This is a genomic window from Flavobacterium limi (assembly GCF_010645075.1).
GTDB lineage: Bacteria > Bacteroidota > Bacteroidia > Flavobacteriales > Flavobacteriaceae > Flavobacterium > Flavobacterium limi.
In genome coordinates this window covers 57,404-70,614 of record NZ_JAADZV010000003.1, presented here as the reverse complement: position 1 = coordinate 70,614, position 13,211 = coordinate 57,404, and the positions used below count along the sequence as shown (strand labels likewise).

At 33.9% G+C, this 13,211-nt stretch carries 12 protein-coding genes; 6 read left to right on the top strand and 6 right to left on the bottom strand.

The window, feature by feature from the left end:
- Positions 1-50: 50 nt before the first annotated feature.
- Together GXM16_RS07390 and GXM16_RS07385 are read left to right on the top strand one after the other, a co-directional pair.
- A complete protein-coding gene (locus tag GXM16_RS07390) occupies positions 51-803 on the top strand; it encodes an SDR family NAD(P)-dependent oxidoreductase (protein WP_163393765.1) in 753 nt (250 codons plus the stop codon).
- A 276-nt stretch (positions 804-1,079) separates the two neighbouring features.
- Positions 1,080-4,493 (top strand): T9SS-dependent choice-of-anchor J family protein, encoded by a 3,414-nt coding sequence (locus GXM16_RS07385; RefSeq protein ID WP_163393764.1) that lies wholly within the window; start codon positions 1,080-1,082, stop codon positions 4,491-4,493.
- 54 nt (positions 4,494-4,547) lie between these two features.
- On the opposite strand, the gene GXM16_RS07380 is transcribed toward GXM16_RS07385, so the two are convergent.
- The 5 genes from GXM16_RS07380 to GXM16_RS07360 form a co-directional block, all read right to left on the bottom strand.
- Positions 4,548-5,081 carry a MepB family protein gene (locus GXM16_RS07380; RefSeq protein WP_163393763.1) on the bottom strand — a complete coding sequence of 178 codons (534 nt, stop codon included), beginning with the start codon at positions 5,079-5,081 and terminating at the stop codon, positions 4,548-4,550.
- Between the two features lie 13 nt (positions 5,082-5,094).
- Complete coding sequence (locus tag GXM16_RS07375; RefSeq protein ID WP_163393762.1) at positions 5,095-7,020, bottom strand: hypothetical protein; 1,926 nt, start codon at positions 7,018-7,020, stop codon at positions 5,095-5,097.
- Complete coding sequence (locus GXM16_RS07370) at positions 7,017-7,493, bottom strand: RNA polymerase sigma factor (protein WP_280115143.1); 477 nt, start codon at positions 7,491-7,493, stop codon at positions 7,017-7,019. Before GXM16_RS07370 ends, GXM16_RS07375 begins: the two co-directional genes overlap by 4 nt.
- A gap of 125 nt (positions 7,494-7,618) precedes the next feature.
- A complete protein-coding gene (locus tag GXM16_RS07365) occupies positions 7,619-8,017 on the bottom strand; it encodes a hypothetical protein (RefSeq protein WP_163393760.1) in 399 nt (132 codons plus the stop codon).
- Positions 8,018-8,024: 7 nt separating this feature from the next.
- Positions 8,025-8,885 carry a protease complex subunit PrcB family protein gene (locus GXM16_RS07360; protein ID WP_163393759.1) on the bottom strand — a complete coding sequence of 287 codons (861 nt, stop codon included), beginning with the start codon at positions 8,883-8,885 and terminating at the stop codon, positions 8,025-8,027.
- Between the two features lie 189 nt (positions 8,886-9,074).
- On the opposite strand from GXM16_RS07360, the gene GXM16_RS07355 reads away from it, so the two are divergent.
- The 4 genes from GXM16_RS07355 to GXM16_RS07340 all read left to right on the top strand — a co-directional run bounded on the left by GXM16_RS07355 (position 9,075) and on the right by GXM16_RS07340 (position 12,240).
- Positions 9,075-10,448, top strand: coding sequence for a DNA recombination protein RmuC (locus GXM16_RS07355; RefSeq protein ID WP_163393758.1), 1,374 nt, complete (start codon positions 9,075-9,077; stop codon positions 10,446-10,448).
- Positions 10,449-10,491: 43 nt separating this feature from the next.
- On the top strand, positions 10,492-11,040 hold the full coding sequence (locus GXM16_RS07350; protein ID WP_163393757.1) for an acyl-CoA thioesterase: 549 nt from the start codon (positions 10,492-10,494) through the stop codon (positions 11,038-11,040).
- 41 nt (positions 11,041-11,081) lie between these two features.
- Positions 11,082-11,477: a VOC family protein gene (locus GXM16_RS07345; RefSeq protein WP_163393756.1), complete on the top strand. Its 396-nt coding sequence runs from the start codon at positions 11,082-11,084 to the stop codon at positions 11,475-11,477.
- Positions 11,478-11,670: 193 nt separating this feature from the next.
- Positions 11,671-12,240 (top strand): YceI family protein, encoded by a 570-nt coding sequence (locus tag GXM16_RS07340; protein ID WP_163393755.1) that lies wholly within the window; start codon positions 11,671-11,673, stop codon positions 12,238-12,240.
- Positions 12,241-12,246: 6 nt separating this feature from the next.
- Here GXM16_RS07340 and GXM16_RS07335 read toward each other — a convergent pair whose 3' ends face one another.
- Entirely contained in the window at positions 12,247-13,158 is a 912-nt protein-coding gene (locus GXM16_RS07335) for a TIGR01777 family oxidoreductase (RefSeq protein WP_163393754.1), read from the bottom strand.
- Positions 13,159-13,211 lie beyond the last annotated feature (53 nt).

Sequence of the window (13,211 nt, the reverse complement as noted above, 5' to 3'; positions counted from 1 at the left end):
AGCAAAGTACATCTTCGTAAATTGTATCTACAAATTTTAAAATTAAAAATATGGCACTTTTAGAAAATAAAGTAGCTTATGTATCGGGCGGGGGGTCAGGAATTGGGCGTGCAGTTGCAGAAGCTTATGCCCGTGAAGGAGCAAAAGTTGTAGTTTCGGATATTAATGTCGAACATGGCGAAGAAACTGTAAATGTTATAAAGCAAAATGGTGGAGAAGCCTTTTTTGTAAAAGGAGATTCATCAAGCGCAATGGATAATAAACATATGGTTGAAGTAACAGTATCCAAGTATGGAAGGCTTGATGTAGCCTGTAATAATGCCGGAATGGGCGGTCCTGCAAAACCAACTGGAGAATATGCACCAGATGCATGGGATAAAGTGATTGCACTAAATTTAAACGGTGTTTTTTATGCCTGTCGTTATCAATTGGAACAGATGGAAAAAAACGGTGGAGGGAATATCGTGAATATTGCATCAATTCACGGACAGGTGGCAGCACCTTTAAGTCCGGCATATACCGCTTCTAAACATGGCGTTGTTGGATTGACGAAAAATATTGCCGCAGAATATGCACAGAAAAATATTCGATGCAACGCTGTAGGGCCCGGTTATATTGAAACAGCATTATTAAAAGACAACTTAAATAAAGATGCCATGAATGCTGTAGCAGCAAAAGCACCTATGAATCGTTTGGGAAGTGCTGAGGAGATTGCAGAATTGGTATTATTTTTAAGTTCTGAGAAATCTTCTTTCACAACAGGAAGCTATATAATTGCTGATGGCGGTTACACAGCGATTTAAGTTTTTTTAAAAAAACAGTTTCATAGCTGTCTGTTCTGCAGACAGCTTTTTTTATGTGTCATGAATGATTTTTTTTTTGTTAAAAGTAGGGGTTCTGAAAATGTTAATTTGAAAGCTTAAAGCTGGTTTTGTTAATAATGTTTTATCATATTTCATTTTGAAACACCATTTTTTGTTGAATGTTTATAAAAAAGGAGTGTAATGTTTATAGTTTTATAATAATGTCTTAACTTTAAGATACATAAATTTGTAATCTTAAACTTAATTTTAAAAATTATGAAAAACATTTACTTCTTCAGGCATTTAATGGCTCTTTCATATTTGTTTTGGTTTTCAGGCAGCCTTGTCGCTCAGACGATGCCAGTACCTGTAGGATCATTGCCTTACACAGAATATTTTACTGGTTTAGCAGCGAATTCTACAGATTATCCATTTGGATTTCAGGGATGGACAGCAGCGTCTGCGCCGGGATCTGCTTTTAATACAAATGGAACATTAGTTGCAGACAAGCCATTAATAGGCAGTAGTTCAGCAGGTACAAGCAGTGGAAACATTCATAACTATAATGGCAAAATTGGTTTTCTGAATAATAGTTCTTCAGATTTAACAATTGGTTTTGCTTTTAATGCAACAGGACAGTCTGCCATAATGGTGCAGTATGATGCTATGACAATTCGTAATCCTTATGACGGAGGAAGTAATACCCGTATTAATGAAATGGTTCTGCAATACAGAGTAGGTACTACAGCGTCTTTTACATCATTATTAGGGACTGTCTATAGAAATAATACAGCTACACAAACGGGTTCAGGAGTTACTACGCCACAAAATGAGCAAACCATAAAAGTCACTTTACCCACAGAATGTAACAATCAGCCTGTTGTGCAAATAAGATGGATTTCAAGACAAGTATCCGGCGGCGGGTCCCGACCATCTTTTGCAATTGATAATGTTGATCTAAGAAGCGACGTTTATGCCCCAATTAGTGAGGCAGGCTATCCAAAAGCAGTCAATGTCTTATCTGAAAGTTTTGACTTTGCCAACAAAATAAATGAAATTGGTAAAACGTATTATGTGATGCTGCCGGGAGGTAGTACAAGTCCGTCGGTGACTCAGGTAAAAGCGGGTCAGGATGCATCCGGGACTGCAGCTTTACAATCAGGCTATTTAGACATTACTGATGTTTCTCAGGAATATATCAAAAGTTTTATAGGATTAAATTTGAATACAGCTTACGCTGTTTTTTCAGTTTCGGAAGACCTTTATGGAAATATTCAGTCCGTTGTAAATAAAGTAGATGTTACAACTTCAAGTGTAGCTACTCCATCTTTGTCAACTTCAGTTTCTTCTCTTGATTTAGGTTTTTCCGAAGCCAGTTATAGCTCTGAAAGTTTAAGTTACCAAATTCAGGGGTCAAATCTTACAGCAGATGTAACTGTTACTGCATCAGCTAATTTTACTGTTTCTAAAGATAATAACACATTTAGTTCTTCTGTAATATATGCTGCTTCTGATTTTGCTTCAAATGCAGCACAGACGGTTTATGTAAGGTTTAGACCAACTTCTGTATCTGCTTTTTCAGGATCGATAGCACATGAATCAGCAGGCGCAGCGGTAAAAAACATCTCTTTATCAGGTATTGGAATCAATCCTTATGTTCAGGGCTTTAACGATGCAAATGTTTTAACTAACAGTGGATGGACAAAACATAATACAGCGGGCAGCTTAAATACATGGACACATACAACAACTGTAAGAAATGTAAACTCAGGAACCGGAGCTGTACTCATGAACGGATATTCTGATGCCGGAGCCAGCAAAGACTGGTTGATTTCCCCAAGATTACGTTTGGATAATTTTAGCCAATTTATATTACTGTCTTTTTATTCCCGTAAATTTTATGCAGGTTCTGAGTTAAAATTAATGGTTTCGACAGATTATGATGGTAAAAGCAATCCGGAAACAGCAACCTGGGTAGCATTAAACGGTAAATTTCCAACGGTAACCGGAACTTACTCAGCATCACAATATATAGATTTAAGCGGATTTAAAACGAATAATACTTATGTAGCCTGGGTCTATGAAACTACAGCCGGAGGTACTAACAATGCTGCAGAATGGTCAATTGATGATATTGCAATTACTGACGAGGCAGGTTATGTCGATGCAAATCCTGTTTTAGATTTTGGGGATGTAAGCGTTAATGCAGTATCTGCCAGCCAGTCTTTTATTTTTAAAGCAGAAGGTTATGGAGATATTACTCTTACAGCATCTGCAGATTACAAATTGTCGTTAGATAATATTTCATTTCAGTCAAGCATTGTTGTTGATGCTACTGATGCTGCAAACAATAAAACGGTTTATGTGCAATTTGCTCCTTCGGTAAAAGAATTAACTATTTCAGGTGTTTTAACAGTTACCGGTACTTCGCTAAATAAGCCGATTGGTTCATTTACCGGTTCTTCAATTTTAAAAGCAGATACTTTTGATGTTGTAACTTATAATTTAGAGTTTTTTGGTACTGATGTAAAAGGAACAGACGGAGTTGAATTTGGTCCAACTGATGATGCTCTTCAAATTGATAATGTTGCGAGGGTGATGAACAAACTGAACGCAGACGTCTATGTTGTTCAGGAAGTATCTGATGATCCGTCAATTGATGCATTGATCCAGAAAATAAATATCAACGGTAAAACGTTTGACAAAACGATTTCAACTTCATGGTCATATTCATTTAATGCACCTGATCCAAATTTTCCTCCTCAAAAATTGGTTGTATTGTACAATACTCAAACCACAACCGTTAAAAAGACCCGTGTCATGTTTAAGGATTTGTATGATCAGGTACGTGCTAATACAGCAACTCTGCCTGGTTATCCAGGCGGAAATGACGACAGCTTTTTCTCTTCCGGGCGTTTGCCTTATCTGGTACAAATAGAAACTAATATTGGCGGAGTGAAAAAAGAAATTAACCTTATTGATCTTCATGCCCGTGCAAACAGCGGAACAGACATATCAAGATACAATATGCGTAAATACGATGCACAATTCTTAAAAGATAGTTTGGACGTACATTATCCAAATGCAAATTTTATGATTTTAGGCGATTTTAATGATGATGTAAAAGCATCGGTTATTACGCCAAATCCTTCTTCTTATGAAGCTTTTGTTACAGATACAAATAGATATAATGCGCTTACCCTTGGTATTAGCCAGGCAGGGGCTTACAGTTTTTTAAGTTCCGGAGGATTTCTGGATCATATTATTATTTCGAATGAGTTAACAGATGAATATATACAAAATTCAATTGCAGTTTACGATCCCAGAAATGATATTTCAAATTATACAAATACCACTTCAGACCATGGGCCAGTAATTGCTCGTTTTGAACTGAAAGAAGATAATCTTGGGACAATTGATTTTGAAAATAAAAAATTCGCAGCCAAACTATTTCCTAATCCTGTAACAGATGTGGTAAATGTTTTGGTAAAAAGCAATTCAGATAAAAACCTGAAATTAAGATTTTATGACATCAATGGCCGTTTGACTGGAAATTCTATTGATGTAAAATTGGGTGGGGAAATAAGTACGACAGAAATTCCAGTGAGTTATTTGAATTCGGGAATCTATATTTATACTTTGACAGAAAATAATAAAGTTATCTATAAAGGAAAGCTTATAAAAAAATAAATCAAAGTGAAATAGGAAAAAACAGGCAGTTCAATTTAGACTGCCTGTTTTTTTCTATTCTATTCCAAATATTTTTTTTACTCTTGAAACACTAAAATCATTTTCTGAGACTTCTAAAAAATACTCCAGTTGCCATTGCTGCGTTTTTTGGGCTTGTTTACTGGTAGTAATATCCCATGGGGGATAGACCCTCGTAGCTCTTTTGCCTTCTTTAGTTGAGGTAGAAAAAACACCATTTTTTAACAAAACAGCTTTTGGAAAGATAAATTGACCAAAATTATTTTCTTTTCGAACACTAATGATAACAAAATCTATTTGATCTGAAAAATCAAAAGGTTCTATTGTTCCGGATAAATTGCGTTTCCATAAAGTGACGAATTGCCCCGTTTTGGTTGGGGTAATTTTTGCTTCTCTGTAACAGATCCTATTTTTATTAATATTAAAACGATAAGCACTATATTCAGTACTTTCAGTTTCCGGATGAGGCATTGTACAATCTAAATTACAGGAGTCATAAACCAATTTCCTGGCTAAAATTAAATCATGAGGAAAAGTTTCTGGAGTAATCCAATTGTCCTGAGTTGTCATTATTTAATCACCGTTAGAATGAAACATTTAGTCCAAAATTGAAAGCCCACTGAAACTGGTTAAAAGTTTGATTGTTCAACGGATTGATATAATAGTTCATGCCCGGTTCTACAAAAACATATGTTTTTTTGTATAAACGATATTGGAAGGTGCTGCTTAGTAAAGAGCCATATACAAAGTCACTGGCATTTAAATTGTCCCCAATTGAATTTCCGTTTAAAGTCACATTGTTAGAAATTAATTTCCCTACAAAACCCCCTGTGTTCAAACTAATACTGGTTTTGTTTTTATTGAAAAGGGCGTAAGAAACCTCAAGAGGCATTTCAATGTATTTTAAACTCTGGTCAATATTCCCTTTTTCAAGAGTTTCACTTTTTAAGACATTACTTGTATTTCTCGAAACAAAAACATAGTTCGGGTTGTTTGTTATTTTTGGCATTGATTCAATAACGAAGGTATTTGGGCTAAAATAATCATTCATTACAGGTGCTGAAGAAGTATTATTACTGCTATAATACGAAACATTAGCAATACTTTGTCCTAATTCGTTAATTTTTAAACCAGAACTTACAGCCCATCTCTTATTGAGTTTATAATTAGTCTTTACTCCATATGAATTTGTTTGTTTTGATTCATTAACATTACCCAATGTTTTTTGGTTATTGTAGTTTTCAGAATTTGCTATTCCTGCAAAAACTTCCAAAGACCATTTCTCAGAATTGGGATTTGATTTAATTTCTTTGTCTTTTTCAGTTTTAACTTCGACAATGCCTTTTTCCAGGTTTTGCAATTCTGCTAATTGAAGAGAATCTTGTATGCTCAATGAATTAGACGTTATTGAATTATTTTTTTGAATATTTTCAGGAAGTATTGATTTATCAGAGACTTGTTTTTGCATGCTCTGTTTGTTATTCGGAATTACATTTGGAGAATTTAAAGCAACAGGAGCATTGTTTTTTGAATTTAATTTGTCCTCAAAAACAGAATTTGGTATTTGCTTATCTGAAAAAGAATTAAACGAGTTTTGTTTTCCTGCAGTAAATATCTTTTCAGCCAGAACCTGGTTTTCATTTCTTTTTTCAGTAGTTATTTGATTAGTATCTGAAAAAGAATTAAACGAATTTTGTTTTCCTGCTGTCAATGTCTTTTCAGCCAGAACCTGGTTTTCATTTCTTTTTTCAGTAGTTATTTGATTAGTATCTGAAAAAGAATTAAACGAATTTTGTTTTCCTGCTGTCAATGTCTTTTCAGCCAGAACCTGGTTTCCATTTCTTTTTTCAGTAGTTGTTTGATTAGTATCTGAAAAAGAATTAGACGAATTTTTTTTCTCTGCAGTCAATGTTTTTTCAGCCAAAACCTTCTCATTATTTCTTTTTTCATCATGGGTTTGATTGTTTGAAAAAGAATTAAATGAATTTTGACTCCCTGCAGTGTATGTTCTTTCAGCTACAGCCTGATTAGAGCTTTCTGTTCCGGTGCTTGAATTATGTTTGGAGTTGCCTGAATTAATTTTATTATTAGAATGGTTATGAGTAGTTGTTGTTCTATATGTGTTTTTATTTTGAGGGTTGTTTGATTCAGTTACTGTGTTTTCTATAGGTGAATTCTCTACAATACTTGATTCTTTTTTGATATTATTTTTTTCTACAGATATTGTTTTGTTGTTATTAACGTCATTTTTGTTTTCGTCAATAACAATACTTTTTTCTATCGATCCATTATTTATAGTTTCAACTCCTGAATTAGAATTAAAATGTAAAACAGCAGGAAGTAATAATCCTAATAACAGACATGCAGCAGCTGACCACCAAAGAATAACTCTCTTTTTCTTTTTAGGTTTATCAAGTTCTTCTTCAATTTTACTCCATAATTCGGGTGGTGGAACACTCGAAAAGTTTTCAATTGATGAAAAAATATCTTCTATTTTTTGCTTTTTCATGCTGTCTTAAAATTTTTAATACTCAAAATTCTTTTTTGTAAAATTCGTTTGGCCCTGTTTAAATTGGATTTAGAAGTTCCTTCTGAAATTTTGAGCAGTTCCGCAATTTCTCTGTGTTTCATTTTTTCAAAAACATACAAATTAAAAACCATGCGGTATTGATCGGGTAATTCTCTAATGTATTCGAGTAGTTTTTCTTGCGCTATCGGAATAATTTCCAGTTCCTCTTCTTCTATAAAATCAGTATCAGGATCAAAAACATCCAAAAAGAAACTTTCTTTTTTTTTCTTATTTAGAGTTTCGATTAATTTATTGATGAAAATACGTTTTAACCAGCCTTCAAAGCTGCCTTCAAATTTATATTGATGGATTTTTTGAAAAACAATAACAAACGCTTCCTGAAAAACATCTTTGGCGTCGTCTTCATTTTTCATATATTTTAAACAAATACCATATAAAACAGGCGAGAACAACTGATAGATTTTCAGTTGCCCTGCTCTGTCATTTTGTATACATTGTTTAATATATATGTCTAAGTCGTCTTTCAAAAATAGGGTGGTTTAGTTTTGGTAAAAATAACTTTTTTTATACTTTTAACCTATTTTTTGTAGATAGTACGTGTACCTTCAGAGTCATTACTTATGATTGTTAAGTTTTGATTATCAAGTATTTCTATAATATATGTTTTGCCTTCAAAAGAAATCAGGTCTTTCTCTGACTGATCCAGAACACTGATTCCTTTTTTGATTTCATATGTGCTGTTGCGAATTTCGACATCATCTTTGTAGGTAATGATTTTTCCTTCGCGGGTAAAAACTATTTTTTTATTGAATCCTATTGTTTTTGGAGTAGCAATGTAAGGATTGTTTTCTCCCCCTATCGTTTTTTGCCAGATCCAGGTATCAATTATCTGACTGGTTTTGGCTGTGTTAACTTTTAATGGATAGGCTGTTGTGAAAATGCTAAATAGAATAAAAAGAAATAGTTTTTTTGTCATGATTGGTTTAAATTTTTAGGAGTACAATTTTGTCTTTAATTGCCTTCTTGAAAGCTTTCACTTCTGTACTTTGATCAGCTGTATCAGTATTGTCGATATAGATTTTTGTTGTACTGGCACCTTGGCGTAATTCAAAATAAACACCGCCCTGATTCGCCGGGTCCGGAGATCCGTAGGTTTTGGTTTGGCCTTTTAAGTTTATGATTTCAGTTGGGACATTTTTCAGGAACAACGTGTATTCACCCCTTTTTATTGTAGCAGTATTTTTATACTGACCAAATTCATAATTTCCGGTCGTAACGTTTAAGAATTTAAGAATATTGTAATCGTTTAACTGGAAAAAGTCATTAACGGCACCAAAAGTTCCAATTACAATATTGTCTTTGTTTTCTGTAGTTTTGTTAAAATAGATAGGTTTTGTCGTTTTAGGAATTAAAACATAATCGGCAGGAAAAGTTGTACCCGTGGTAGGTGTTTCTCCGGTTTGTGGACCATATTCGTAAAAGTTAACAAAAATCTGACAGTTGTTTTCTACTATCGAGGTAATTTTTATACCGTAACCGCTTGTTGGTTTTTGACCTGAGAAAATTCCAACTAAAAAGTTATTGCTGAAATTGATAGTTGGGTCACTTGTAACAGAACATGTATTGGCATGTTGCGTAAAATACTGATTCAGTTTTTCCTGACTGCTAACAATTAAAGCCGCTGGATTAGGATATTGTTCTTTAAGATTATAGTTACAAGGCAGAGGGAAGCCGCTAAAAGGAACAGTCGTATATTCTCCACATGTATTCTGTGGTAAATCATCATTCAGTGAACAGGCACTGAATCCAAAAGCTATAAATAAGCTTAACATTAACTTTTTCATGAGTATTATTATTAGGTTTATAATTAAATAGATGCAATCGTTTTAAAATGGTTGCGTTGAAAAACATTTTTTTTAAAATCAACTGAATTGTTTTTTTAATTTAGAATGGTTACTAATTCGTGAAATTTTATTTGCAAAGATTAAGAACTACGTATTATTGCGTACTTTTACTTAAAAATTAACGTAGTTATGCCGGATATTCTTCCACTTTTATCAGTTTTTGTTATTGCTGCAGTCTTAGGTATTTATTTAGGAAGAATTTTATCATCGGCTAAATTTGAGTCGGAAAAAGTAAGTTTGAGTGAAAAACTTAATTCGGCCAGTGCGCAATTTCAATTGCAGAAAGAACAATTTCAAAGTGAAAAAAATAATCTTGAAAAACAGCTTCATTTAATCCATTTGGAAAAAGATAATATTCGAAACGAGAAAGACAGTCTGGCAATACAGTTGTCTAAAAAAGAAGTTGATTTTGAAAATTTATGGGAACGTCATAAAGAGCAAAAAATCGAAATAACTGAACTGCAGCAGAAATTTACCAAAGAATTCGAAAATCTGGCGAATAAAATTCTTGAAGAAAAGTCGGCAAAATTCACAGAACAAAATTCCGTAAACATGAAAAACATTCTGTTGCCTCTGCAGGATAAAATTCAGGGATTTGAGCAAAAAGTAGAGCAGACACATAAAGAGAGTATTGATTATCATGCAGCCCTTCGTCAGCAGATTTTAGGTTTAAGTGAAATGAATATTCAGATGAGTAAAGAGACTTTGAATCTGACAAAAGCATTAAAAGGTGACAGTAAAATGCAGGGCAACTGGGGCGAACTGGTTCTGGAACGTGTGCTTGAAAAATCAGGACTTGAAAAAGGCAGGGAATACGAAGTTCAGCAAAGTTTTACCAATGCCGATGGGAATCGTGTATTTCCCGATGTAGTGATTAATCTGCCGGACGGTAAAAAAATGATTGTTGATTCTAAGGTTTCACTGACTGCTTATGAAAAATGGGCTAATGAAGAAGACGAAATCTTTAAAAATGAATTCCTGAAGGAACACGTCAATTCCTTAAAAAGACATGTTGAACAGCTTGGAAGTAAAAATTATCACGATCTGTATCAAATAGAAAGTCCTGATTTTGTTTTGCTTTTTGTGCCGATAGAACCCGCATTTGCCATTGCCTTAAATGAAGATTCCGATTTGTATAATAAGGCTTTTGCACGAAATATTGTAATTGTTACACCCACGACTTTACTTGCGACTTTACGTACAATTGACAGTATGTGGGCCAATCAGAAGCAACAGGAAAATGCTTTTGAGATAGCACGTCAGGCAGGAGCATTATATGATAAATTTGAGGGTTTTGTAACTGATCTGGTAAAAATTGGCAACAAAATCAAAGACACAAAATCCGAATATGAAAACGCTATGAGCAAGCTTGTTGAGGGAAGAGGAAACCTGATTTCCAGTGTCGAAAAATTAAAGAAAATGGGGGCGAAAGCTAAAAAATCACTTCCGGAGAACATTGTTACCAGGGCTTCCAATTCTGAAGAAAACCAATTATTAAATTAATTCCATTTAAATAAACAAACCAAAACTATAAATAACACTATTAATGAATACAGATTTCAAACCCGTTTCTTCATCAAAAATTAGTATTTCCGAGTTAATGCTTCCGTCACATACCAACTTTAGCGGAAAAATTCACGGAGGATATATTTTACAGCTTCTCGATCAGATTGCTTTTGCGTGTGCTTCAAAATTTTGCGGTAATTATTGTGTAACTGCTTCAGTCGATACAGTAAACTTTTTAAAACCTATTGAAGTAGGCGAATTGGTGACGATGAAAGCCTCAGTGAATTATGTTGGGAGAAGTTCTATGGTAGTTGGCATTAGGGTAGAGGCAGAACACATTCAGACGGGTGTGATTAAGCATTGCAACTCATCTTACTTTACAATGGTTGCAAAAGATAAAGAAGGGAAAAGCGTTCAGGTTCCGGGATTAATTTTGACGAATCTGGATGAGGTACGCCGCTTTAGAAAATGCATCAAACAAATTGAAACCAAAAAAGAAATAGAAGAACACGCCAAAGAAGCTAAAGTAAATTCAATAGAGGATCTGGCAAATTTAGACAAGTATAATGTATTGCTCGAAATTGGATAATTTGTTACCTTGTAGTAATAAATATTTTAAATAAAAACAAGATGGTAAAATTTGGCTATACAATTTTATATGTAGAAGATGTAGAAAAGACAATTACTTTTTATGAAAACGCATTTGGCTTTTCAAGAAAATTTATAACTCCTGAAAATGATTATGGTGAATTAAGCACAGGAGAAACTACAATTTCATTCGCTTCAAAAAACCTGGCTTCACAAAATCTACCAGAAGGTTTTATCGAAAGCAGTTTAGAAGATAAACCTTTTGCCATTGAATTAGGTTTTATAACAGATGATGTTGGTGAACTGGTGCAAAAGACAACTTCTTTAGGGGCTGTTTTGGTTACAGAGCCTAAACAGAAACCATGGGGTCAAATCGTTGCCTATGTAAGGGATTTGAATGGCTTTTTAATAGAAATTTGTACTGCAGTTCATGAATAGTTATACTTAAAACATTCACAAATATTTAGCACAAAATCGTCAACCGAATTCATGGAAATTTCGTAACTTTAAGTGTAACCATTTGCAGGTTACGGAATTTTTCACGGAGTCGCCATTCGATTTTTTTGATCCTGATTTTTTCTTCTTCTTAAATTAAAAACCGAATGACATAATTGTTTAAATGTTGACGATTATGAAAAGAACTGTATTTTTAATTTTATTGTTTACCACTTATTCTTTTATTGCCCAGGAAAAAATTACTACTGAGAAAGCAATAATAAACTTTGAAGCCAGTGTACCATTTTTTGAAGAAATAAAAGCGGTAAACAGATCGGTTATGATTATTTTGGATCCAAAAACTAGTACATTATTTTGTGCTGTTTTAATGAGAGACTTTCATTTTAAACTGGATTTGATGCAAGAGCATTTCAACGAAAATTATATAGAAAGCCATCGGTATCCCAAAGCTGTTTTTAAAGGTAAAATTGCAAAATTTGACTTAAAAGATATTGATGAAACAGAAAAAGAATATCTGATAAAAGGCAAATTAATAATCCGCGGAAAATCTAAGGACATGCTGGTAAAGGCTTTTCTGAAAAAAGTTTACGGAGGAATTCAAATCAAGTCTGACTTCCCAATCACTATTTCAGATTTTGATATTGAAATACCAGACAGAATAGCTTCCAAAATTGCAAAAACTGCTAATACAGAATTAAGCGGTATAATTGGAAATGACGAAAAGGTTCTGTTATCCTTAAAGTAGCCGTAATTAGGACACACAGTTTGAAAGTGCCGTTTTTAAATCTTCAAACTGAAAATGGAAACCTGCGCCCTTAATTTTTTCAGAAGAAACCCTTTTTCCTGTCAATACAGCGATACTCATTTCGCCAAGAACAATTTTAAGAACAAAAGCCGGAACTTTAGGAAGCCAAATCGAATAACCGAGCAAGTTTGCAAGTGTTTTAGATAATGTCTCATTTGTAGTCTTATCTAAAACAGTTGCATTATAAGGCCCATTTAGTTCTTCATCCTGAATGGTTTTTAAGTAGATACCACATAAATCTTCAATATGAATCCAGGGCAAAAATTGTTTTCCCGTTCCTAATATGGTTCCGAAGCCCATTTTAAAACCCGGCAGCAGTTTTTTAAGAAAACCTTCATTTCTGCCTAAAACAATTCCGGTCCTGATTTTTGCAGTTCTAATACCCAGTGATTCTATTTTAGTAACTGCTCCTTCCCACTTCTGACAGGTAGTGCCTAAAAAATCATTGGCTGGAGGAGTGTTTTCTGTACAAATCTCGTCAGAAGTTTCGGCTCCATAGATTCCAACTGCAGAAGCAGAAACAAATGCTTTCAGCGATTTGTTCTTTTTTTGTAAAACAGAATAAATGAGTTCAATAGGTTTTACCCGGCTTTCTAAAATGGCTTTTTTACGTTTAGCAGTCCATCTTTTTTCTACAATTCCTTCCCCTGCCAGATGAATGACATAATCTGCAGAAGTGATAGCTTCTTCATCAATGTAATCCTCATCCGGATTCCATTTATAATAGGTAATATGATCTGTATTGTTTCGGCTTGATCTGCTTAAAACAGATACCAAAAAACCATTTGCTAAAAGGATATTCGTTAGATATTCGCCAATAAATCCGGTTCCCCCGGTTAGTAGTACAGTCGCAGCCATGATAGTTTACAATATATTTAACAGTGTCTCTCGTGTGGGTATAAGTAAAGATA

Excerpts from the sequence above, each read along its gene's own strand:
- GXM16_RS07365 (WP_163393760.1), bottom strand. The coding sequence starts at position 8,017 with ATGACAAAAAAACTATTTCTTTTTATTCTATTTAGCATTTTCACAACA.
- GXM16_RS07385 (WP_163393764.1), top strand. The coding sequence starts at position 1,080 with ATGAAAAACATTTACTTCTTCAGGCATTTAATGGCTCTTTCATATTTG.
- GXM16_RS07375 (WP_163393762.1), bottom strand. The coding sequence starts at position 7,020 with ATGAAAAAGCAAAAAATAGAAGATATTTTTTCATCAATTGAAAACTTT.
- GXM16_RS07335 (WP_163393754.1), bottom strand. The coding sequence starts at position 13,158 with ATGGCTGCGACTGTACTACTAACCGGGGGAACCGGATTTATTGGCGAA.
- GXM16_RS07340 (WP_163393755.1), top strand. The coding sequence starts at position 11,671 with ATGAAAAGAACTGTATTTTTAATTTTATTGTTTACCACTTATTCTTTT.
- GXM16_RS07360 (WP_163393759.1), bottom strand. The coding sequence starts at position 8,885 with ATGAAAAAGTTAATGTTAAGCTTATTTATAGCTTTTGGATTCAGTGCC.
- GXM16_RS07390 (WP_163393765.1), top strand. The coding sequence starts at position 51 with ATGGCACTTTTAGAAAATAAAGTAGCTTATGTATCGGGCGGGGGGTCA.
- GXM16_RS07380 (WP_163393763.1), bottom strand. The coding sequence starts at position 5,081 with ATGACAACTCAGGACAATTGGATTACTCCAGAAACTTTTCCTCATGAT.
- GXM16_RS07345 (WP_163393756.1), top strand. The coding sequence starts at position 11,082 with ATGGTAAAATTTGGCTATACAATTTTATATGTAGAAGATGTAGAAAAG.
- GXM16_RS07355 (WP_163393758.1), top strand. The coding sequence starts at position 9,075 with ATGCCGGATATTCTTCCACTTTTATCAGTTTTTGTTATTGCTGCAGTC.
- GXM16_RS07350 (WP_163393757.1), top strand. The coding sequence starts at position 10,492 with ATGAATACAGATTTCAAACCCGTTTCTTCATCAAAAATTAGTATTTCC.